This is a genomic window from Streptomyces bungoensis (genome assembly GCF_001514215.1).
Lineage (GTDB): Bacteria > Actinomycetota > Actinomycetes > Streptomycetales > Streptomycetaceae > Streptomyces > Streptomyces bungoensis.
Genome location: NZ_KQ948859.1, coordinates 159,918 through 180,182 on the forward strand (window position 1 = coordinate 159,918; position 20,265 = coordinate 180,182).

The window sequence follows — 20,265 nt, forward strand, 5'->3', positions numbered from 1 at the left end:
GCGGGGGCGCCGGAACCACGGCGTACCGACGCCACCAGCCTAGTCAGCGTGGCCTGATCTTGACCCGGGCCGGTGTCCGCTTCTCCGCGACTCCGTGCGAGCCGTGGTCAGCGCCGCCGCCGGGCCAGGAGGAAGGCGCCGCCGCCCACGGCGAGCAGAGCGGCGACGGCGGCGAGCGCCGCGCGCGCCGGCCGCGGCCCGGTCCGGGCGAGCTCCCGCTCCCGCTCACCGGCGGCCTCCGCCTCCTGGACGTCGGGCAGGGAGGCGCTCGGGGTGGCACCGGGGGAGGCGTCCGGCGCGGTGCCGGGAGTGCTGCCGGGAGTGGCGGAGGTCGGCCGGGGAGCGCCGGAGGAGGGCGCGCGGTCCGTCTCCGTCCCCCCGCCCTCGCTCTCCTTCGCGCCCGGCTCCTTGCCCCCCGACGACTCCTTGCCCCCCGACTCCTTGGCCCCGGGTTCCTTCGTCTCCGGCTCCTTGGTCCCCGGTTCCTCCGTCCCGCCGTCGCCGATGGCGAACCGGTAGGCGTTGGACTCCCCGACCCAGTCCCCGTCGGAGCCCCGCTTCTGGACGACGGCCGCGTTGGCGGTGACCTGGTCGGCGACGGCGTCGGGCGCGACCGCGAGCCTGAGCCGGACGGTGACCGTCTTGCCGGGGGCGACGGTGAACCCGCCGAACCCCTCCCCCTCCAGCACACCGACCAGCTCCTGCTCGTCGGTCGTCTGGAGGGTGACGGTGCGGGCGCGGGTGCCGTCGTAGAAGTCCAGCTCGGCCTGGGACGGCTTCAGGGCGCGCTTGTCGTCCACCAGGACGACGACCGGGTGGATGTCGGCGCAGGTGCGCCGGGTGGTGTTGGTGAGGTCGAGGTACCAGGTGCCGAAGCCGCCACCCGCTTCGAAGGAGCGGGGCCCGCCGTGGATCTTGGTGGTGAGCGGAAAGACGCTGTCACCGGGCGTCGCGCAGGAAGGACTCGCCTCCGTGCGGGCGACGGCCGGCGAGGCGGGCAGGAGAGCGGCGGCTGCGGCGAGGCAGGGGGACAGGGACGTGCACAGTCGCATGAACACATGACCATGCCGGACGGCGGCAGGGCACCCCGGCAGCCGCGCCGGGGCGCCCTGCCCGGTCCGCTCGATCGGCGGAGCGCCGAGTCCCGGCCCGGGCGTCCGGCGCCGGTCCGGACGGTCCGTACGCCCTCACCCGTCCTCCCTCCCGAACAGCGGCGCGAGCACCAGCTGGGCGGCCCCCTCGGCCACCCCCCGCCCGCCGCCGGGGGCGATCCGCACGGCCGCGCCCTCGCCCTGCGCCCCCTCGCGCCGGGCCCGGGCCCGCAGGACCTCGGCGACGCCCGCCGTGAACACGCCGGGTGCCGCGGTGACGGTCCGGCCGCCGAGCAGGACCAGGTCGATGTCCAGGAGCCCCACGAGGTTCCCGGCCCCCACGCCCAGCACCCGCGCGGCCTCCCGCGTGTCGCCGCGCCGTACGGCGCCGAGGCACAGCGCCTCCAGGCAGCCCCGGTCCCCGCACTCGCACGGCGGGCCGTCCAGCTGGACGACCTGGTGGCCGAACTCGCCGGCCCCGGTCCGGGCCCCCCGGTGCACCCGCCCGCCGATCACCAGGCCGGCGCCCAGGCCCGTACCGAGGTGCAGGTACGCGAAGGAGCCGCCGGCCCCGCCCTCACCGGGCAGCGACAGGCCGAGCGCCGCGGCGTTGGTGTCCTTGTCCACGACGACCGGCACGCCGAGCCGCCCGGCCAGCGCGTCCCGGAGCGGGAAGCCCTCCCACTCGGGGAACCCGGTCACCCGGTGCAGGATGCCCCGCGCGTGGTCGAGCGGCCCGGGCAGGGCCACCCCGGCACCCAGCAGGGCGCCGGCACCGTCCAGCCCGCGGCGGAGCTCCTCCACCGCCCCGGCCACCAGGCCCGGCACCGCCTCCGCGCCGGCGCCGAGGCCGGCCGGCACGCGCCGCTCGCCGACCACGGTGCCGTCGAGGTCCACGAGCACCGCCCGCAGCTCGTCCCGGTCCAGGTGCACCCCGACCGCGTGCCCGGCCTCCGGCACGAGCCGCAGCACGGTGCGCGGCTTGCCCCCGGTGGACGCCCGGTGGCCGGCCTCCGCCGCGAGGCCCTCCTCCCGCAGCCGGGCGGTGATCTTGCTGACCGCCTGCGGGGTCAGTCCCGTCCGCTCGGCGAGTTCGAGCCGGCTGATGCCCTCGGTGCCGGCCGTGCGCAGCAGGTCCAGCACCAGCGCCGTGTTGTGGCTGCGCACCGCGAACAGATTCGCCCCCGCCGGCCGTCCGCCGCTCCTCGTCCCGTTCACGCCCCCATTCTCCCTGCCGCTTGCACTTTGGCAACAGCGTTGCGAAAGTAGGACGCATGACTGGTACCCCGCTCCGCGTCGGCCTGATCGGCTACGGCCTCGCCGGCTCCGTCTTCCACGCCCCGCTGATCGCCGCCACCGAGGGCCTGGCCCTCGACACGGTGGTCACCGCGAACCCCGAGCGGCAGGAGCAGGCCCGGTCGCAGTACCCGGACGTCCGCCCGGTCGCCGGCCCGGACGAGCTGTTCGACCGCGCCGGCGAGCTGGACCTGGTCGTCATCGCCTCCCCGAACCGCACACACGTCCCGCTGGCCACCGCCGCGCTGAAGGCCGGCCTGCCGGTGGTCGTGGACAAGCCGGTCGCGGGCACGGCGGCCGAGGCGCGCGAGCTCGCCGCCCTCGCCGAGGAGCGCGGCCTGCTGCTGTCCGTCTTCCAGAACCGCCGTTGGGACAACGACTTCCTCACCCTCCGCAAGCTCCTCGCGGACGGCGAACTCGGCGACGTGTGGCGCTTCGAGTCCCGCTTCGAGCGCTGGCGCCCGCGGCCGAAGGGCGGCTGGCGCGAGTCCGGCGACCCGGCGGAGATCGGCGGCCTCCTCTACGACCTCGGCAGCCACGTCGTCGACCAGGCCCTGGTCCTCTTCGGCCCGGCCACCGAGGTGTACGCGGAGACGGACGTCCGCCGCCCCGGCGCCGAGGCGGACGACGACACCTTCATCGCCCTCACCCACGCGAGCGGCGTCCGCTCCCACCTGTACGTCTCGGCGACGACGGCCCAGCTCGGCCCCCGCTTCCGGGTGCTGGGCTCGCGGGCGGGCTACGTGAAGTACGGCCTCGACCCGCAGGAGGCGGCCCTGCGCGAGGGGCTGCGGCCCGGGCCCGCCGGCTGGGGCGTGGAGCCGGAGTCGCTGTGGGGGCGGCTGGGCTCCGGGGAGTCCCCGGTGACCGGCGGCGGCCGGCCCGTGCCGACCCTCCCCGGCGACTACCCCGCCTACTACGCGGCCGTGGCGGCCGCGCTGACCAGCGCCGGCCCCGACCCGGTGCCCGCCCTGGAGGCGGCCGCGGCCCTCGACGTACTGGAGGCGGCCCGCCGGTCCGCCCGCGACAAGGTGACGGTGACCCTCTGATGCACCACCCGCAGATCACCCCGAAGTTCACCCCGGAGATCACCCCGAGCGTGGAGGAGCTCCAGGCGCAGGAACGGCGCCTGGTCTTCCCCCGGTTCACCCACGACGACGCCTGGGCCCTCGGCCTGCTCCTGGTCGAGCTGGCCCGGGAGCGGCAGGCGCCGCTCGCCATCGACATCCACCGCGCCGGGCAGCAGCTCTTCCACGCGGCGCTGCCCGGCTCCACCCCGGACAACGACGCCTGGGTGAGCCGCAAGCGCCGCGTCGTGGAGCGCTACGGCGCCTCCTCCTACCTGGTCGGCGCGCGTTTCCGCGCCAAGGGCACCACGTTCGAGGAGTCCTCCCGTCTGGATCCCGATCGTTACGCGGCCCACGGCGGCTCCTTCCCGATCAACGTCGAGAACGTCGGGATCATCGGCGCGGTGACCGTCTCCGGCCTGCCCCAACTGCAGGACCACCGGTTCGTGGTCGAGGCCCTGGAACAGTTCCTGCAGGGGTAGCCGAAGCGGCAAGAGCGGGGCGTGGGCGTCCGGTTCCGGATCGTCCACAGAGACAAGGTCGCGGTCTCACGGGTAAAGTCCGTCCGTCCGACTTAATGGTGGAACACCCGTTCACATCGGCAACCGGCTGACGGCGCTCCCCTCCTGCCGCACAGCCCGTCCGTGCACGAGGGTGTTGAGTTGCCTGGAGCCCGCGCAGTGTCAGCTTCGTCATCCCCCCCTTCCCGGTTGCGCACCGCGGCGAGGCGTCTCCTCCTGCCGACAGGCCTCGGCCTGGCCTTCGTCGCCCAGGCAGTGGGTGCCCTCCTGCCCAGCGTCCCACTGCTGATCGCGGCCACCGCCGCCGGTCTGGCGGCGGACCTCGCCCTGCACCGGTGGCAGGGCGGCATGGCCGCCGCCCTCGGCAAGCTGCAGGCGACCGTGAGCGTGCGCCAGGTCGTCCGCGACCTGCTGCTCGTGACCGCCCTGCTCCGCATAGAGGAGCAGGACTACGAGGAGCGGTACCTCGCCCTCGTCTGCGGTCTGCTCGTCTTCTACGCCCTGCACTTCGCCTGCCAGGCCGTCGCGACCGCGGTACGCCGCAGCCGCACCCTGCCCCTGGTGACCCGGAACATCGACGCCTCGGCCCTGCGGCTGAGCGCCGCTCCACCGGCGCTGGTGATGCGCCGCGCCGGGCTGCGCCTGCTCACCTTCGGCCTGCCCTCGTCGGTCGGCCTGCTGGCCACCGCGGTGACCGGCTCGGGCCGCTGGGCCGCCGCGGGCATCGCCGTGTCCGCCGCCTTCGCGGCCGTCGCGAACGGCGTGCTGCTGGTGCGCCTGCTGCCGGGCCGCCGGCCCGTGGCGCCCGAGGAGGCGCTGGAGTGGTTCGAGGCCTGGCTCGCCGAGTACCAGCCGACCGTGGGCATGTACTTCTCCGGCGGCACCAGCTCCGCCTACCAGGCCAATATGTGGCTGGAGCCGCTGGCCCGGCTGGAGGGCCGCCCGATCATCGTGCTGCGGGAACGCTTCATGGTGAAGAAGATCGCCTCCACCGACATCCCGATCGTCTGCCTGCCGAAGGTCGCCGACCTGATGCGGCTGGAGCACTCCACGCTGAAGATGCTCATCCACCCGTCGAACTCGGGCAAGACCTCGCAGGTGCTGCGCATCCCCACCATCAAGCACGCCTTCGTCAACCACGGCGAGAGCGACAAGCTGTCCAGCTGCAACCCGTACGCGAAGGCCTACGACGAGGTGTGGGTGGCCGGGCCCGCCGCCCGCGAGCGCTACGCCCTGGCCGACGTCGGCGTCGACGACAAGGACGTCCGGGAGATCGGGCGCCCCCAGCTGGACGTCATCCAGCCGTACGCCGGCGCGCCCACCGGCCCGTACACCACCGTGCTCTACGCCCCCACCTGGGAGGGCTGGGACGGCAACCCGGGCAACACCTCCGTCGTCGAGGCCGGCGAGAACATCGTCCGCGCCCTGCTCGCCGACCCGGGCGTGCGGCTGCTGTACAAGCCGCACCCGCTGACCGGTTCCGTCGACCCCCGGGCGGGCGCCGCGAACGTCCGCATCCAGCAGATGATCCGGGCCGCGAGCGCCAAGCGCGCCGCCGAGCACGCCGGTGACCGTCCCGGGCCGGCCGCCGCGCAGGAACTGGCCCGCCGGACCGCCGAACTGGACCGCCTGACCACGTCCTCGTTCCGCGACAGCGCCGACGACGCGGAGCGGATGATGCTCCAGTCGGTGCCCGAGCCCGGCCGGGCCGCCGCCGTGACCGCCGCGACCACCGCCTGGGAGGCCGCGTACTGGGCCTCGTTCCCGGCGTGGGAGCACCTGATCGTCACCGACGCCCGGCCCAACGTCTACGCCTGCTTCAACGTGGCCGACCTCCTCATCAGCGACGTCTCCAGCGTGATCTCGGACTACCTGGCGAGCGAGAAGCCGTACGCGGTCGCCAACACCAGCGGCCTGCCGGAGCAGGAGTTCCGCGACGCCTTCCCCACCGTCCGGGCGGGCGCCGTCCTCTCCCCGGACGCGGCCGGCATACCCGCCCTGCTGGAGTCGGTGCGCCGGCCCGAGAAGGACACCTACGCCGAGGCGCGCGCCGAGCTCAAGCTGCACCTGCTGGGTCCCTCCGACCCGCCGTCCGTCGTCCGCTTCAACGACGCGGCCCGCGCGCTGGGCGCGGCGGCCGAGGCACACCGGGAGGGCATGGCGGTGCGGGCCCTCGCCGTGATCCCGAAGCAGCGGGAGACCGGCACCGAGCTGGAGAGCGAGCGCGTCACGGGCTGAGTCCCGAGCCGCCTTCCGGGCCGAGTCCCGACGAGGCTCCCGGCGCCTGCGGGCAGAGACGTTCGACGTCTCGGCCCAACGGCCCGGGAGCCTCTCGGCGTTCCGCGGAGGTTCCCCGCGCCCCGGACGGCCCGGTGGTGCTGGTGTCACCCGCCGGGGGCGTGCCCTCCGACGCTCCGCCAGAACCCGTGCAGGGCCGCGGCGAGTGCCTCGGGCGCCTCCTCGGCCATGTGGTGCCCGGAGTCGACGGGGCCGCCGTCGAGCCGGTCGCCCGCCCAGTCCCGCCAGACGCCGAGTACGTCGCCGTAGAGGTCGGCCATGTCGTCACGGGTGGCCCACAGCACCTGCAGCGGGCATCCGATGCGGCGGCCGGCGTCCCGGTCGGCGTCGTCGTGCTCCCGGTCGACGCCGAGGCCGGCCCGGTAGTCCTCGCACATGGCGTGGACGGTGGCCGGGTCGTGGATCGCCCGCCGGTAGTCCTCGTAGGCCTCGGCGCCCATCTGCCCGGGGGTGGCCCGGTACCAGGCGTCGGGGTCGGCGTTGATGACGCGCTCGGCGGGCTTGTCCGTCTGACCGAGGAAGAACCAGTGCCACCAGCTCGCGGCGAACGTCGCGTCGCAGCGGCGCAGCGCCTCCCCGAGGGGCACGGCGTCCAGCACGCAGAGCGCGGACACGGCCTCCGGGTGGTCCAGGGCGAGGCGCGTCGCCACGTACGCGCCCCGGTCGTGCCCGACGACCGCGAACCGCTCGTGTCCGAGGCGGCGCATGACCGCCAGGCAGTCACCGGCCATGGCGCGCTTGGAGTACGGCAGGTGCCGCGGATCGGTGGGCGGCTTGTCGGACTCGCCGTAGCCGCGCAGGTCGGGGCAGACCACCGTGTGACCGGCCGCGGCCAGCAGCGGGGCCACGCGGTGCCAGGTCGCGTGCGTGCGCGGATGGCCGTGCAGGAGCAGCACGGCGGGACCGCTGCCGCCGTACCGCACCCGCAGCCGTACCCCGTCGCCGCCCTCACAGCGCGTCAGCTCGAAGCCGTCGAACACGTAGCCTCCCGTGGCTCGGACGTCCGGCTCCAGTGCCCGGAAGCGGTCCGTCCATGCGGAGGGGTGCGCGGAACCCGGTGCGAGAGGTCCCTACGCGTCCTCCAGCTCCTGCCGCTGGCGTCCGAGTCCCTCGATCTCCAGCTCGACCACGTCCCCGGCCCGCAGGTACGGCTTGGGCTCGGGCTGTCCCAGCGCGACTCCCGCCGGAGTCCCGGTGTTGATGACGTCCCCGGGGTGGAGCGTCATGAACCGGCTGACGTACCGCACCACTTCCCCCACGGGGAAGATCTGCTCGGCCGTCGTCCCGTCCTGCTTCAGCTCGCCGTTGACCCACAGCCTGAGCGGCAGCCGCTGCGGGTCCGGGACCTCGTCCGCCGTCACCAGCCAGGGCCCCAGCGGGTTGAACGTCTCGCAGTTCTTGCCCTTGTCCCAGGTGCCGCCCCGCTCGATCTGGAACTCCCGCTCGGAGACGTCGTGCGCGACCGCGTACCCGGCGACATGGGCGAGCCCCTCCTCGGCCGACTCCAGGTAGCGGGCCGTACGTCCGATGACGACGGCCAGCTCCACCTCCCAGTCGGTCTTGGTGGACCCGCGGGGAACGAGCACGGGGTCGTTCGGCCCGACGACCGTGTCCGCGGCCTTGAAGAAGATCACGGGTTCGGCGGGCGGCTCGGCCCCGGTCTCGCGGGCGTGGTCGTGGTAGTTCAGCCCGATGCACACGATCTTGCCGATCCGGCCCAGCGGCGGCCCGATCCGCAGCCCCGCCGCGTCCAGTTCGGGCAGGTCACCGGCCTCGGCGGCCGCCCGCACCCGGCCCATGGCGTCGTCGTCGGCGAGCAGCGCGCCGTCGATGTCGCCGACGATCCCCGACAGGTCCCGCAGGGTTCCCCCGGCGTCGAGCAGCGCGGGCCGCTCCGCCCCGACCGTACCGACGCGCAGCAGCTTCATGGTCACCATCTCCCTCGATCGCGGGCGCCCGGCCGATGGGTGCAGCCATCGGAGGACTGGGTGATCCTCCAACCCGAAGGTCCAGTCCGCAAGACCCAGTTCACGTACTGGACCGTAACCGGCCTTGGGTCCCCGGTCCTGTCCAGCCCCTACGACGGGTAGAGGGCGGCCCGTTCCAGCGCGCTCCACGTCGTGCTGGTGACGACGTACAGCGCCGCCGCCAGCGGCACCACCGCCACGGTGACGAGCGTGAGGAAGGACAGGAGCGGCATGACCTTGCCGACCGCGCCGAGTCCGGGCACCTGCTCCCCGCCACCGGCGGTGGAGCCGGCCGCGACCGGGGTGCGGCCCGCCGTCCGCCTGGCACGCCGGTAGGTGAAGGAGGCGACGGCGGCGACGAGGGCGAACAGCACGAGGTAGACGAGTCCGGCCGGCCCGAACACGCCGCCGTCGGCGAGCGTTTCGGCCCAGCGCCCGCCGAGCGGCGCGCCGAACAGCTCGTGCCCCAGCAGCCCGTTGCGCTCACCGCCGACCGAGGAGCTGGAGAACAGGTGGTAGAGGAGGAAGAAGGCGGGCAACTGGAGCAGGCCGGGCAGCAAGCCGGACAGCGGCGACACCTTCTCCTCCGCATGCAGTTCCAGCACCGCCTTCCGCAGCCGCTCGGGGTTCTCGGCGTGCTTACGGCGCAACTCGGCGATTCTCGGCTGGAGTGCGGCGCGGGCGCGCTGGCCTCGCGCGGCGGCCCGGGACAGGGGATGGACGAGGAGTCGTACGAGTGCGGTGAACAGGACGATCGCAGCGGCGGCCGCGGAGGCGTGGAACAGCGGCTGGAGCAGCTCGGCGAGCCGCTCGACCAGGTGAGCGAAGACGGACATGGGTGGACCCTCCGTGTCGGGGTGCGTCGTGCCGGGTGGACGGCCGTGTCCGAAGCGGACAGGGCAGGACGGCATGACGACCCGCGCGGGGTCACGTATCGATGGTGTCGCTGGTTACGGGAGCCCTACGCGCAGGTCGTCGCGAGGGCGTGTCCGGGTGCCCGGGGCCGGCGGCGACCCGGTGCGTCGGGGTCGCGCTGGGGCAGGAAGGCCGTACGCCGGTCCCGGTCGCGTATCGCCGTACGGACGCGGGTGGTGGGGACGGCGGGTGCGCAGCGGGCGGCGACGAGCGAGCAGAGGGCGAGCGCGGAACCGGCGGCGGCCGTGGCGGCGAGCGCGACGGTGGTGAAGAGGCTGCCGGTGTCGAGGAGCGCGGCCTGGAGCAGCAGCAGGCTCACCGGCACGAGCAGGAAGGCGGCGGGACGCACGGCGCGGACACGACTGCGGACCATGGCCTTGCCCCTCCCCCGAGGTTCCGTGAACGACTGCCGGACGTTCGCACTCTCCGGGTGCGCTCCACAGGAAGAACGTCCGCACGGCCCCGGCGGTTCCCCACGCTCGGAAACTCCCGGTTACCCGGCAACTCAGCGGGGCTGGAGCCTCCTTGCCCCTTCACCCCGCTTCCTCAACGGGTTTGAGAAAGGGCTGTCGCAACCCTCGACAACCTCACGCACCACACCCGATGCTTCCTGTTGGCATGCCGGGGGGCGCGGGGGAACCAGCCGACGCCGGCCACGGAGGGCCGGCGTGCGAGCCGCACGGAGAGGCAGAGAACACGCCCATGATCCGACGCAGAACGCTCCTGGCCGCCGCGGGAGGCGGCCTCCTCGGCAGCGCCCTGGCCACGGGGACCGCCCACGCCGACGCCACCGTCGCCGTCAACCCCGGTGCCGCCTACGGCACCTGGGAGGGCTGGGGCACCTCCCTGGCCTGGTGGGCCAACGTCTTCGGCGCCCGCGACGACTTCGCCGACCTCTTCTTCACCACCAGGTCGACGACGTACAACGGCACCTCACTGCCGGGCCTCGGCCTGAACATCGCCCGCTACAACCTGGGCGGGTGCAGCTGGAACAGCGTGAACGGCGAGACGATGGCCGTCTCACCCGACATCCCGGCCTTCAAGCAGATCGAGGGCTACTGGCAGGACTGGAACAACGAGGACCCCGCCTCCTCGGCCTGGAAATGGTCGGCGGACGCGACGCAGCGCGCGATGCTGGTGAAGGCGACGGCGCGGGGCGCCACCACCGAGCTCTTCGCGAACTCCCCGATGTGGTGGATGTGCTACGACCACAACCCGTCCGGAGCGGCCGACGGCGGCAACAACCTCCAGTCCTGGAACTACCGCCGGCACGCCTCCCACCTGGCCGCGGTCGCCCTGTACGCCGGGCAGCACTGGGGCGTGGACTTCTCCACCGTGGAGGCCTTCAACGAGCCGTCCTCGTCCTGGTGGACGGCGACCGGCACCCAGGAGGGCTGCCACATCGACGCCGGCGTCCAGGCGGCCGTCCTCCCCCACCTCCGCAGCGAGCTGGACAAGCGAGGCCTGACGGGCACGAGGATCTCGGCGTCGGACGAGACGAGCTACGACCTGGCCCGCACCACCTGGAACTCCTTCTCCGCCACCACCAAGGGCTACGTCGACCGGGTCAACGTGCACGGCTACCAGGGCTCGGGCGGCCGCCGGGACCTCCTCTACACGGACGTCGTCACCACGGGCGGCAAGGCCCTGTGGAACTCGGAGACGGGCGACGGGGACGGCACCGGCCTGACCCTCGCGAGCAACCTGCTCTACGACTTCCGCTGGCTGCACCCCACCGCCTGGGTCTACTGGCAGGTGATGGACCCCAGTTCCGGCTGGGCGATGATCGCCTACGACGAGAACACCCTCCAGCCCGGCGCCGTCCAGACGAAGTACTACGTCATGGCGCAGTTCAGCCGCCACATCCGCCCGGGCATGACGATCCTCGACACCGGCGCGAGCTACGCCGTGGCCGCCCTGGACAGGCCGGCGAAGCGCCTGGTGATCGTCGCGGCGAACACCTCCTCCTCCGCCCAGACCCTGACCTTCGACCTGTCCCGCTTCACCACGGTGACGGGCGGCACGGGCGGCCTGGTCCCGCGCTGGAACACGGTCACGACGGGCGGGGACCGGTACAGGGCCTACGCGGACACGCACCTGAGCGGGAAGACCGTGGCGGTGCCGTTCGCGGCGCGGTCGGTGCAGACGCTGCAGATCGACAGTGTGACGGCCTGACAGCCCCTCGGACACGGGCCGCACGACGGCGCACGTGCGGCCCGCACCCCTCCGCATCCTGTCGGGGTCACCGCAGCCGGACGGTCATCTCCACGCTCACGCCGTCCCCCGCGGAGAGCCCCTCCGCCTTGCGGACCACACTCTTGAGGGGCAGCAGATAGCCGCCGTCCTTGGGAAAGAGCGAGGTCTCGAAGGTGACGGCACCGACCCGCGCCTCGACCGGGATCACACCCCAGCCGTACGAGGCCATCGCGGCCACCTCACGGATGTCGGCGCACTCGTCGTCCGGGACGGGCACGAAGTAGTACGGCGCCGGCCCGCGCCACTCGACGACCCGCCCGGCGAACACGAGCTGCATGACACGCCTCTCCTCCCCCAGGACCCATCCCGGCCACGCGCCCTCATCCTGCACCAGCCCGGGTCACCTTTGTCAGCGGTCGGCAGTACGGTGTCCCCCATGCGCCCCGACACGCCTGCCGAGAACGTCGACCACACCGCCGAAGCGGCACGCCTGGAGCGAACCGCCGGCCTGTACCCCGAGGACGCCGAGGCCCTGCTGCTGCGCGCCGCGGCCCACCTGGAACTGTCCGGCGACCGCCCGGCCGCGACGACGCTCTACGACCGCCTGCTGTCCTCCTCGCAGGGCCTGGAGAACCCCCACCTGGTGCGGGCCCTGAAGGCCTCCAACCTGTGGGAGTACGACCACGAGGCCGAGGCCAGGGCGATCATCGACGGCATCCGCACCGCGGCCCCGCGCGACCCGGCCCCCTGGGTCATCGTCGCGGAGTCCCTCGAGTCCCACGACGAGCTGGAGGCGGCGGAGGCGACGTTCACGGAGGCGGTGACCCTCCTCCTGCCCGACGGCACGGAGCCCCCGCAGTCCCTCCACCCGCTCCTCTTCGGCCGCCACCGCGTCCGCCGCATGCGGGGCCTCCCCCACGACGACCGGGACACCCTGGCGGACGCCCTCCACACCTCCCCGGTCCCCCTGGACGAACTCCACGACCCCAAGCGGGTCTGGTCCCTGGGCTCGGAGAACCCGGCGGAACTGAAGGCGGAGATCCAGCGCCTGCGAGCCGAACTCGGCGCCTACCGCGAGGCCCTGTCCCGCCCGTTCCCGGTGGCGATGCTGCACTGGCCGGCGGCCGAGCTGACGGAGCTGCTCTCCGCGTACCCGACGCTCTCCGTGGAGTACCCCTCCCACGAGCAGCACCTGGCGACCATAGAGTCCTCCCTCCGCGAACTGGCCTCCTCGGGCACCCCCAACCTCGGCATCGTCACGGGGACGGTCCCGTCGTACGAGGCGTTCGCTGCATCGGAGGGGGCGTCACCGTCGGACGTGATCCTGCTCCCCCAGTACGCGACGACACTGGCGGCACGGGGCCGGGCGGTTGCTTGGCCGCCGCAGGCGGGGGCGGGGTGCTGGTGCGGGTCGGGGCGGGCGTACGGGGAGTGCCACGGGCTGCTGGAGGGCGCCGGGTCCCTCTGAGGCCCATGCCCAGCCGTGCAACCGGGTGCCGGGGCAGGCCCTGTCGCCGTCCCGGCGCCCACTAGGGTCGCCACCATGCGATGGGGGGATCGTCCGGCATGGGCCCGACGCACGGCGCTGGTGTACGTGGTCGGATTCCTGGAGGGGACGGGGGCGCACGGATACTTCCTGGTGACGGGCGGGCTGAGGGCCTACGGCTACGCACCCGTGCTCGTCCAGCTGCTCTTCCACGCGCTCTTGCTCCTCGACCCGCTGGTGGCCCTGCTGATCATCCGCGCCCGCCCCGGCGGGCCGTTGCTCGCCGCTGTGGTCATGCTCGCGGACGTCCTGGGCAACTGGATCGTCACATGGGGCGCGGTCACGACGCGTCCCGCCGCGTTCCTCCGGCCGGTAGGGCTCCTGCCGATCACCCTCTTCGGCGTTTTCGTGCTCCTCACGGCGCTCCCGCTCCGCCGGGCGCTCACACCCGGCGGTGACATGAAGGACTGTGCGTCCTCTCGGTCCGCGACAGGGTGACGGCGGCTGTGTCAGTGCCCCCTGGTAGAACATCTGGATCGCCCATCGACATGCTCAGCGGGGGGTATGCGCCGATGTCCGGAGACCTTCAGGATGCTTCCGGCCTGTCCGATGGACTGTACGAACAGCTCATCACCCTGCGCCTCGAGCAGCAGTTGGAGGAGCTCACCGGCTCGGGCTGGCATCCCGTGAGCGACGCGGTGGGGCCGGAGTCGGTGCCGCATGTTCTGGCCCGGCATGTCGCGGGCACCGTCCAGCGGGTCCTGCACGGTGTTCCGGCCGGCGAACGGGTCCATGCGGCCAACCACATCCTCGAGTCCATCAGCACGCTGAAGGGTGCGCGGGAGTGGGTGGACCTCGTAGCCGACGGCCCCCGCCAGCTCCTCGCCGTGACGCGGCAGGAGGCACCGGGCGTCTACGCGGTACGGCCGGGCATCCCGCTTTCCGACACGGCCCTCATCACCAACGCGCCAGAAGACCCCAGCCTCGGCTTCGAGTTGCGCGCCGAACTCGCCACGGCTGACCGCGTCGACCTGATCTGCGCCTTCGTGAAGTGGCACGGCCTGCGGGTCATCGAGCAGTCGCTGCGGGCGGCCCATGAGCGGGATGTGCCGATACGGGTCATCACGACGACGTACATCGGAGCCACCGAGCGGCGCGCCCTCGACCGGTTGGCGGAGGAGTTCGGCGCCAGCGTCAAGGTGAACTACGAGACCCGGTCGACGCGGCTGCACGCCAAGGCCTGGCTCTTCCGCCGCGACAGCGGCTACGACACCGCCTATGTGGGCAGCTCCAACCTGTCCAAGACGGCGCTGCTGGACGGCCTGGAGTGGAACGTACGGCTGTCCTCCGTTGCGACGCCCGACGTGCTGCGCAAGTTCGAGGGCACCTTCGAGGCCTACTGGAGTGATCCGTCCTTCGAGGAGTACGACCCCGCCACCGATGGCGAGCGCCTGCAGGAGGCGCTCGCGATCGCCGGCGGTACGTCGCCGGGTGCCGCCGCTGGACGCAGGATCACGCTGTCCGGTCTGGAGGTACGGCCGTATCCGCACCAGCGCGACATGCTGGAGCGGCTGCAGGTCGAGCGGCAGGTCCACGACAGGCACCGGAACCTGCTCGTCGCCGCGACCGGCACCGGCAAGACGGTCATGGCTGCGCTCGACTACAAGCAGCTTCGGAAGCGGTACGGCCGTGATCTGCGGCTGCTGTTCGTAGCCCACCGCAAGGAGATCCTGCAGCAGTCCCTGCGCACCTACCAGGACGTTCTGGTGGACGCGAACTTCGGTGAGTCCCTCCACAGCGGTGAGATCCCGGAGCGCTGGACGCACGTCTTCGCCAGCGTCCAGTCGCTGAACGGGCGGGCCCTGGAACGGCTCTCGCCCGGCCACTTCGATGTGATCGTGATCGACGAGTTCCACCACGGGACGTCTCCGACGTACCGGAAGATCCTGGATCACTTCGAGCCGTCGGAACTGCTGGGGCTCACGGCGACGCCTGAGCGCATGGACGGCAGGAACGTCCAGGACGAGTTCTTCGACGGCCGGATCGCTGCCGAGATCCGGCTGTGGGAGGCGCTGGAGAACGACCTCCTCAGCCCGTTCCACTACTTCGGCATCAGCGACGACACGGATCTCAGCACCGTGGAATGGAGACGTGGGGCGTACGACCCCAGCGCGTTGAGCAACCAGCTGTCGAGTGACGTGAGACGCGCGAGGCTGGTCGTGAAGGCCGTCCGGGAGAAGATCGCCGAGCCGGGCGCCATGCGCGCGCTGGGATTCTGCGTGTCGGTGCGGCACGCGAACTTCATGGCGGAGGTGTTCCGCACGGCCGGGCTCAACGCCGTCGCGCTGTGCGGCGAGACGCCCGCGGAGCAGCGTAAGCAGGCCCTGGCCGACCTGAGGTCAGGGGCTGTCCAGGTGATCTTCTCGGTCGACCTCTTCAACGAAGGGCTCGACATCCCCGACGTGGACACGCTGCTCCTGCTCCGGCCCACCTCCAGCGCCACCGTGTTCCTGCAGCAGCTCGGCCGGGGGCTTCGCCGTTCGGATGACAAGGCCGTCCTCACCGTGCTGGATCTCATCGGGCAGCACCGCAAGGAGTTCCGCTTCGAGAACCAGTTCCGGGCCCTGACCAACCTGACCCGCAAGCGCCTGCTGGACAACATCGAACACGACTTCCCCCAGCTGCCGTCCGGCTGCCAGATCATCCTTGAGGAGAAGGCGAAGAGAACGGTCATCGCCAACATCAAGGAGCAGATCGGCGTCAACGTCACGGCGCTGGCCCGTGAGGTCGCCGACTACGCCCAGCCGAGGCTCGGCCGCTACCTGGAGGAGAGCGGCCGCGAGCTGAAGGAGCTCTACCGCGGGAACGGCAACTCCTGGACCCGGCTTCTCCGGCGCTCCGGGCTGCTCGGGGGTGACGCACCCGAAGGCGAGGAAGCACTGCTCAGACGCGTGTCTTCCTTCCTCCACGTGGACGACCCGCTGCGCGTGGCCGCCTACACCCGGATGCTGGCCGACGACGCCCCCGCCTACGGCGAACTCGACGAGCAGGGGCAGGCCTACGCCCGCATGCTCTTCTTCCAGCTCTGGCCGCTCGGCGGCGTCACACGAAAGGGATTCGCGCACTACGACGCCGGGTTCGCGCTGCTGCGCAGACATCACGCGGTCCGCAGTGAGCTGCGGCAGGTGCTCGAGTACAACCTCGGCCGCACCGAGCACGTGCCGATTCCGCTTCTGGGCATCGGCGGCCACGCCGGCATTCCCCTGACCGTGCACGCTTCCTACACGCGCGAGGAAATCCTGCCCGCCCTCGGCCAGTCCGCGATCGGCGGCTTCATGCCCGGGGACTTCCGCGAGGGGGTGAAGTGGTGCGAGTCGGTCAGAACCGATGCTCTGCTCATCACCCTGGAGAAGGACGAGAAGGACTTCTCCCCGCAGACCCGCTACCACGACTACGCCCTGAGCGAGCTTCTCTTCCACTGGGAGTCCCAGAACCAGACGTCGGAAACCTCACCGACCGGCCTGCGCTACCAGCGTCACGCCGCGGAGGGCAGCCACGTCCTGCTGTTCGTCCGCCGCTACAAGAACACGGACATAGGCGGTGCTCAGCCGTGGATGCTGCTGGGTCCGGCTGACTACGTGGAGCACACCGGGAGCAGACCGATGGCGATCACGTGGAAGCTGAAGCACGCGATTCCCGCGGACGTCTGGTCGTACTCGGCGATCGCGGCCGGGTGACGCATCAGGCCGATACGCCGTCAGATTCCGCCTCGAAGCACGTCTGAGCGCGGTCCAGAGCCTCATCCGCGTCGCAGCCATGCGCACGGAGCCAGTGGAGAAGATCACCGATGACGTCGATGGCCACTTCTTCCGCCAAGGCCACGCTCAGCACGCCTGGGAAGGTCGCCCGCGGCAGTGGGGTCGTGCCGTAAAGCCCGAGCAGAGATTCGGCTCGGGTGACGCGAGCACCGCCGCAGTGCCCGGTCGCGGAGGGCAGCCCGGTGGCCAACTCGCACCAGGTGACTTTCCGATCCGCGCGAAGCCGGACACCCCAGCGATCGGCCAGCCCGTCCACGAGGGCCATGCCTCGTCCGCCCTCGGAGTCGGCTCCGGCGTCGACGAGGGCGGGGAGGGCGCGCGTGTCGGGATCGTGGATCTCCAGGCGCAGGAAGACGCGGTTCATCGAGACCGAGAGGGTGGCCGGGGTGCCCTGCCCGACGTGCTTGATGACATTGGAGACGAGCTCGCTCACACAGAGCTGTGCCGTCTCGGCCAGATGGTGCAGACCCCACGACCCCAGGTGGCGTCGCAGGAGACGCCGGAGGCTCGCCACCTCTTCGGGTTCGGCCAGAAACGGCAGATGCCATGAATCCCTGGGGACGCTCGTTAGGCAGTCCATGCTCAACCCCTCCACCAGTCCGCTGAGTTGCCTTCTGTTACGTCTTGCACACTCAGGGTTGCATTGGAACTCTCAAAATGGAACTCTCATCGACTGGGAGTAGGAGCGAGCTGCCACACCGCGCGCCCCCGGCGCGCGCGATCTTGCCGTGGGTGCGCAGCAACGAGGACGATCTCTCGATCGATACGGAGGGCTGAAACCATGTCACTCGGACCCACCACCCGAAGGCGCCAACTCGGCGCCGACCTGCGGCGCCTCCGCGAGTCCAAGGGCTTGACCCTGGAGGAGGCCGGTGCGCGCGTAGGCATCTCCAAGGCAACGCTCAGTCGCTACGAGACGAAGGAGGGCACGGTCAAGTGGCCGGCTGTGGACGCCCTCTGCCGCGAGTACGGCGCCACCGACGAGGAACGCCTCGCCTTGGTCGAGCTCGCCAAGGGCGCCAGGATCCAGGGGTGGTGGCGCTCACTGGCCGATCCCATCCCCGAGTCCATGAACCTGATGCTCACGCTCGAGGACGAGGTCGTACGCGAGGACCACTTCGCGTGCATGTACGTCCCCGGGCTTCTCCAGACGCGCGCCTACGCCGAAGCCGTGCACCGGGCCTCCGAGGTGCAGTGCCCCGAGCGCGAGGTCCAGCACATGGTCGACATCCGCATGAAACGGCAGGAGTTGCTGGAGAGAGCCGATCCACCGCACCTCTGGTGCGTCATCGACGAGGCTGCGCTACGGCGCCAGGTCGGCGGCCGCGATGTCATGCGTGAGCAGCTTCAGCACCTGCTCATGATGTCGCAACGTCCTCTTGTCACGATCCAGGTACTGCCTTTCACCTCAGGAGCGCACGCAGCGGCAGTCGGCAGCTTCGCCGTCCTGCGCGGGCCGAAGCCAGACCTGGACGTCGTCTACGTGGATCTGATCGGGGGCGGTCTCTTCATGGAGAAGCACCAGGAACTGGAGCGCTATAGGTTGGCGTTCGAGTACCTCAGCGCCCAGGCGCTCGACTTCGAGTCCTCGGCCGCGATCGTCGACCGTATAAGCAAGGAGCTCTGATGACGGCACTCTCGACGTACCAGTGGTTCAAGTCGTCCTACAGCGGCGGCAGCGGAACTGAGTGCGTCGAGTGTGCGCACGCCGGAGACCGCACACTCGTGCGCGACTCGAAGCGCGATGGCGGGCCGCTGATAGGCGTCGAGGTCAGCGCCTGGCGGGACTTCACTCATGCGTTGAAGCGGGGAGAGCTGGACGCGCGCTGAGGCCGGAGAATGGGTGCGGTGGCAGTCCTTCGGCCACGAAAACCGCCTCGTCAGCCGCCACGCTGCCAGGGCTGAACGCCGGGCTGTGCTACGAGGGGCGCGAGCCGTGCGGGTGCGGCAAGGACCGCAAGTTCCGGCCTCGTACTCACGCTCAGTTGCGCGCGCGCCGGATCGGAGCTGCCCGCACCTGTGTCCCTCTCGCCGACCTGCTCGGACACGCGAACCCAGGCACTTCCGGATAAGCGGGTCTTGATCACCCACGGATAGGCTCAGGGCATGACCGGTGACTGGCGGACGGACCGCGTCGGGTCTGCCCTGCGGGGTGAGAATCCGACCGTGCTGCGGCGGCTCGATTCCGGGTTCGCGGTGATCGGGGACGTGCAGTTCCTGCCCGGGTACTCGGTTCTCCTCGTGGACGATCCGGGTGCCGGGCGGCTGTCCGACCTGCCGAGGGACAAGCGGCTGGCGTTCCTCTGCGACATGGAACGGCTCGGAGAAGCGGTGGAGCGGGCCTGCCGGCGGCTGGACCCCGCTTTCCGCCGGGTCAACCTGGAGATCCTCGGCAACACGGACCCGTTCCTGCACGCTCACGTCTGGCCGCGGTTCGAGTGGGAGCCGGCCGAACTGGTGGGCAAGCCGGTGTGGCTCTATCCGCGGGGCTCGTGGAGTGACGAGCGGTTCAGGCTCGGTCCGCAGCACGATGCGCTGCGGGACGCGATCGGCAGTGAACTGGACCAGCTGCGTCAGACCTGGCCGGCGTAGGTCGCGAGGCGGTCGGCCAGTTCGGTGACCAGGTCTCGGAGTTCAGCCGGGCGCTCGATGACGAACGGCCGGTCGAGGGAGGCCAGTAGCGGGGGCAGCCAGTCGAGTCGTTCCGCCCGGAGTTCGACGTGCCACCAGCGCTCCTCCGTCCGGTTCTCGGCTTCCGCGGGCTCGTGTTCGCGCAGGGTCGCGATGCCGGCGGGGAGACGGGCTCTGATCTGCTCGGCCGTCCCGTGGATCCGCAGCGTCACCTCGTGGCGGTACTCGGCCGTGGCGAACGCCGACAGCACGCGTTGTGCCGGGTCGAGGCCCGCGGGTGCCTCGAACGAGCCGGGCTGGGTTCTCGCGTCCGCGATGCGGTCGAGCCGGAGGGTGCGGTCCTCGCCGATCCGGGGGTCGAGGCCGGTGACGTACCAGCGGCCCCCGTGGGCGACGATCCCGTACGCGTGCAGCGTGCGGTCGGTGCGTCGGCCGTCGCGGTCGGTGTAGCGGATCGCGACCGGTCGGCGGTGGCGCACCGCGTCGGCGAGGGTGAGCAGGACGCCGGCGTCCGGGGTGTCGAAGTCGCCGGGCCGGTCCGTGAAGGCGAGAGCCTCCAGGAGGGTGTCGAGGCGGCGGGCGACGTGCCGGGGCAGTACGCGCCGGATCTTCGCCGAGGCCGTCTCGCTCGCCGTGTGCGCCGTCGTCGTCAGGCCTGTCCGGCGGCCCGCGACCAGACCGAGCAGGACGGCCAGCGCCTCGTCGTCGTCGAGCATGAGCGGGGGCAGGCGGTATCCGGGGGCGAGCCGGTATCCGCCGTAGCGCCCCCGCACCGATTCCACGGGCACGTCGAGGTCGATCAGCTGGTCCACGTAGCGCCGTACGGTGCGCCCTTCGACGCCGAGCCGGTCGGCGAGTTCGGCCACGGTCCGGGTGCCGCCCGACTGCAGCAGTTCGAGGAGTGTCAGCACGCGGCCTGTGGGTCGGGACATGGGAACAGGCTACGCGGATACAGGACCGATTCTGTCCCCTATTTCTC

At 71.8% G+C, this 20,265-nt stretch carries 19 protein-coding genes; 10 read left to right on the forward strand and 9 right to left on the reverse strand.

Annotated features, from left to right (window positions below; all coding sequences use genetic code 11):
• Positions 1-107 precede the first annotated feature (107 nt).
• Together AQJ66_RS19785 and AQJ66_RS19790 are read right to left on the reverse strand one after the other, a co-directional pair.
• Positions 108-1,052, reverse strand: a complete 945-nt coding sequence (locus AQJ66_RS19785) for a hypothetical protein (RefSeq protein WP_341849419.1) — start codon at positions 1,050-1,052, stop codon at positions 108-110.
• 135 nt (positions 1,053-1,187) lie between these two features.
• Positions 1,188-2,309, reverse strand: a complete 1,122-nt coding sequence (locus AQJ66_RS19790; protein WP_061923723.1) for an ROK family transcriptional regulator — start codon at positions 2,307-2,309, stop codon at positions 1,188-1,190.
• Between the two features lie 56 nt (positions 2,310-2,365).
• Here AQJ66_RS19790 and AQJ66_RS19795 point away from each other — a divergent pair, with 56 nt between their 5' ends.
• From AQJ66_RS19795 to AQJ66_RS19805, 3 genes are all read left to right on the forward strand, one after another.
• Entirely contained in the window at positions 2,366-3,436 is a 1,071-nt protein-coding gene (locus tag AQJ66_RS19795; RefSeq protein ID WP_061923725.1) for a Gfo/Idh/MocA family protein, read from the forward strand.
• Positions 3,436-3,936, forward strand: coding sequence for a heme-degrading domain-containing protein (locus AQJ66_RS19800; RefSeq protein ID WP_061923730.1), 501 nt, complete (start codon positions 3,436-3,438; stop codon positions 3,934-3,936). Before AQJ66_RS19795 ends, AQJ66_RS19800 begins: the two co-directional genes overlap by 1 nt.
• 228 nt (positions 3,937-4,164) lie before the next feature.
• On the forward strand, positions 4,165-6,213 hold the full coding sequence (locus tag AQJ66_RS19805) for a hypothetical protein (protein WP_244162870.1): 2,049 nt from the start codon (positions 4,165-4,167) through the stop codon (positions 6,211-6,213).
• 146 nt (positions 6,214-6,359) lie between these two features.
• Here AQJ66_RS19805 and AQJ66_RS19810 read toward each other — a convergent pair whose 3' ends face one another.
• From AQJ66_RS19810 to AQJ66_RS19825, 4 genes are all read right to left on the reverse strand, one after another.
• Positions 6,360-7,253: an alpha/beta hydrolase gene (locus tag AQJ66_RS19810; protein WP_061923736.1), complete on the reverse strand. Its 894-nt coding sequence runs from the start codon at positions 7,251-7,253 to the stop codon at positions 6,360-6,362.
• Positions 7,254-7,343: 90 nt separating this feature from the next.
• Positions 7,344-8,201 carry a fumarylacetoacetate hydrolase family protein gene (locus AQJ66_RS19815; RefSeq protein ID WP_061924048.1) on the reverse strand — a complete coding sequence of 286 codons (858 nt, stop codon included), beginning with the start codon at positions 8,199-8,201 and terminating at the stop codon, positions 7,344-7,346.
• 149 nt (positions 8,202-8,350) lie between these two features.
• Positions 8,351-9,076, reverse strand: a complete 726-nt coding sequence (gene yidC / locus AQJ66_RS19820) for a membrane protein insertase YidC (RefSeq protein ID WP_061923738.1) — start codon at positions 9,074-9,076, stop codon at positions 8,351-8,353.
• A 125-nt stretch (positions 9,077-9,201) separates the two neighbouring features.
• Positions 9,202-9,528, reverse strand: a complete 327-nt coding sequence (locus AQJ66_RS19825; RefSeq protein ID WP_061923741.1) for a DUF6412 domain-containing protein — start codon at positions 9,526-9,528, stop codon at positions 9,202-9,204.
• Positions 9,529-9,857: 329 nt separating this feature from the next.
• Here AQJ66_RS19825 and AQJ66_RS19830 point away from each other — a divergent pair, with 329 nt between their 5' ends.
• A complete protein-coding gene (locus AQJ66_RS19830; protein WP_061923744.1) occupies positions 9,858-11,330 on the forward strand; it encodes a glycoside hydrolase in 1,473 nt (490 codons plus the stop codon).
• A gap of 67 nt (positions 11,331-11,397) precedes the next feature.
• Here the strand turns inward: AQJ66_RS19830 and AQJ66_RS19835 are convergent, their stop codons facing one another.
• Positions 11,398-11,688, reverse strand: coding sequence for a DUF1905 domain-containing protein (locus AQJ66_RS19835; RefSeq protein ID WP_061923746.1), 291 nt, complete (start codon positions 11,686-11,688; stop codon positions 11,398-11,400).
• Positions 11,689-11,787: 99 nt separating this feature from the next.
• On the opposite strand from AQJ66_RS19835, the gene AQJ66_RS19840 reads away from it, so the two are divergent.
• From AQJ66_RS19840 to AQJ66_RS19850, 3 genes are all read left to right on the forward strand, one after another.
• On the forward strand, positions 11,788-12,819 hold the full coding sequence (locus AQJ66_RS19840) for an SEC-C domain-containing protein (protein ID WP_061923749.1): 1,032 nt from the start codon (positions 11,788-11,790) through the stop codon (positions 12,817-12,819).
• A gap of 75 nt (positions 12,820-12,894) precedes the next feature.
• The gene (locus AQJ66_RS19845) at positions 12,895-13,335 is read left to right on the forward strand and encodes a hypothetical protein (RefSeq protein WP_061923752.1); all 441 of its coding nucleotides are present in this window, start codon (positions 12,895-12,897) and stop codon (positions 13,333-13,335) included.
• Positions 13,336-13,409: 74 nt separating this feature from the next.
• A complete protein-coding gene (locus AQJ66_RS19850; protein WP_061923756.1) occupies positions 13,410-16,574 on the forward strand; it encodes a DEAD/DEAH box helicase in 3,165 nt (1,054 codons plus the stop codon).
• Positions 16,575-16,578: 4 nt separating this feature from the next.
• On the opposite strand, the gene AQJ66_RS19855 is transcribed toward AQJ66_RS19850, so the two are convergent.
• The gene (locus tag AQJ66_RS19855; protein WP_061923759.1) at positions 16,579-17,235 is read right to left on the reverse strand and encodes an ATP-binding protein; all 657 of its coding nucleotides are present in this window, start codon (positions 17,233-17,235) and stop codon (positions 16,579-16,581) included.
• A gap of 201 nt (positions 17,236-17,436) precedes the next feature.
• Here AQJ66_RS19855 and AQJ66_RS19860 point away from each other — a divergent pair, with 201 nt between their 5' ends.
• The 3 genes from AQJ66_RS19860 to AQJ66_RS19870 all read left to right on the forward strand — a co-directional run bounded on the left by AQJ66_RS19860 (position 17,437) and on the right by AQJ66_RS19870 (position 19,247).
• Positions 17,437-18,282 carry a helix-turn-helix domain-containing protein gene (locus tag AQJ66_RS19860; protein WP_061923764.1) on the forward strand — a complete coding sequence of 282 codons (846 nt, stop codon included), beginning with the start codon at positions 17,437-17,439 and terminating at the stop codon, positions 18,280-18,282.
• The gene (locus AQJ66_RS19865) at positions 18,282-18,485 is read left to right on the forward strand and encodes a DUF397 domain-containing protein (RefSeq protein WP_061923768.1); all 204 of its coding nucleotides are present in this window, start codon (positions 18,282-18,284) and stop codon (positions 18,483-18,485) included. Before AQJ66_RS19860 ends, AQJ66_RS19865 begins: the two co-directional genes overlap by 1 nt.
• 276 nt (positions 18,486-18,761) lie before the next feature.
• The gene (locus tag AQJ66_RS19870) at positions 18,762-19,247 is read left to right on the forward strand and encodes an HIT family protein (protein ID WP_061923771.1); all 486 of its coding nucleotides are present in this window, start codon (positions 18,762-18,764) and stop codon (positions 19,245-19,247) included.
• Here the strand turns inward: AQJ66_RS19870 and AQJ66_RS19875 are convergent.
• Positions 19,229-20,218, reverse strand: a complete 990-nt coding sequence (locus AQJ66_RS19875; protein WP_061923774.1) for a helix-turn-helix transcriptional regulator — start codon at positions 20,216-20,218, stop codon at positions 19,229-19,231. The genes AQJ66_RS19870 and AQJ66_RS19875 overlap by 19 nt on opposite strands.
• Positions 20,219-20,265: the final 47 nt, after the last annotated feature.

Coding starts and splice junctions, on each gene's coding strand:
- AQJ66_RS19785 (WP_341849419.1), bottom strand. CDS start 1,052: ATGCGACTGTGCACGTCCCTGTCCCCCTGCCTCGCCGCAGCCGCCGCT.
- AQJ66_RS19795 (WP_061923725.1), top strand. CDS start 2,366: ATGACTGGTACCCCGCTCCGCGTCGGCCTGATCGGCTACGGCCTCGCC.
- AQJ66_RS19800 (WP_061923730.1), top strand. CDS start 3,436: ATGCACCACCCGCAGATCACCCCGAAGTTCACCCCGGAGATCACCCCG.
- AQJ66_RS19815 (WP_061924048.1), bottom strand. CDS start 8,201: ATGAAGCTGCTGCGCGTCGGTACGGTCGGGGCGGAGCGGCCCGCGCTG.
- yidC (WP_061923738.1), bottom strand. CDS start 9,076: ATGTCCGTCTTCGCTCACCTGGTCGAGCGGCTCGCCGAGCTGCTCCAG.
- AQJ66_RS19825 (WP_061923741.1), bottom strand. CDS start 9,528: ATGGTCCGCAGTCGTGTCCGCGCCGTGCGTCCCGCCGCCTTCCTGCTC.
- AQJ66_RS19830 (WP_061923744.1), top strand. CDS start 9,858: ATGATCCGACGCAGAACGCTCCTGGCCGCCGCGGGAGGCGGCCTCCTC.
- AQJ66_RS19835 (WP_061923746.1), bottom strand. CDS start 11,688: ATGCAGCTCGTGTTCGCCGGGCGGGTCGTCGAGTGGCGCGGGCCGGCG.
- AQJ66_RS19840 (WP_061923749.1), top strand. CDS start 11,788: ATGCGCCCCGACACGCCTGCCGAGAACGTCGACCACACCGCCGAAGCG.
- AQJ66_RS19845 (WP_061923752.1), top strand. CDS start 12,895: ATGCGATGGGGGGATCGTCCGGCATGGGCCCGACGCACGGCGCTGGTG.
- AQJ66_RS19850 (WP_061923756.1), top strand. CDS start 13,410: ATGTCCGGAGACCTTCAGGATGCTTCCGGCCTGTCCGATGGACTGTAC.
- AQJ66_RS19855 (WP_061923759.1), bottom strand. CDS start 17,235: ATGGACTGCCTAACGAGCGTCCCCAGGGATTCATGGCATCTGCCGTTT.
- AQJ66_RS19860 (WP_061923764.1), top strand. CDS start 17,437: ATGTCACTCGGACCCACCACCCGAAGGCGCCAACTCGGCGCCGACCTG.
- AQJ66_RS19865 (WP_061923768.1), top strand. CDS start 18,282: ATGACGGCACTCTCGACGTACCAGTGGTTCAAGTCGTCCTACAGCGGC.
- AQJ66_RS19870 (WP_061923771.1), top strand. CDS start 18,762: ATGACCGGTGACTGGCGGACGGACCGCGTCGGGTCTGCCCTGCGGGGT.
- AQJ66_RS19875 (WP_061923774.1), bottom strand. CDS start 20,218: ATGTCCCGACCCACAGGCCGCGTGCTGACACTCCTCGAACTGCTGCAG.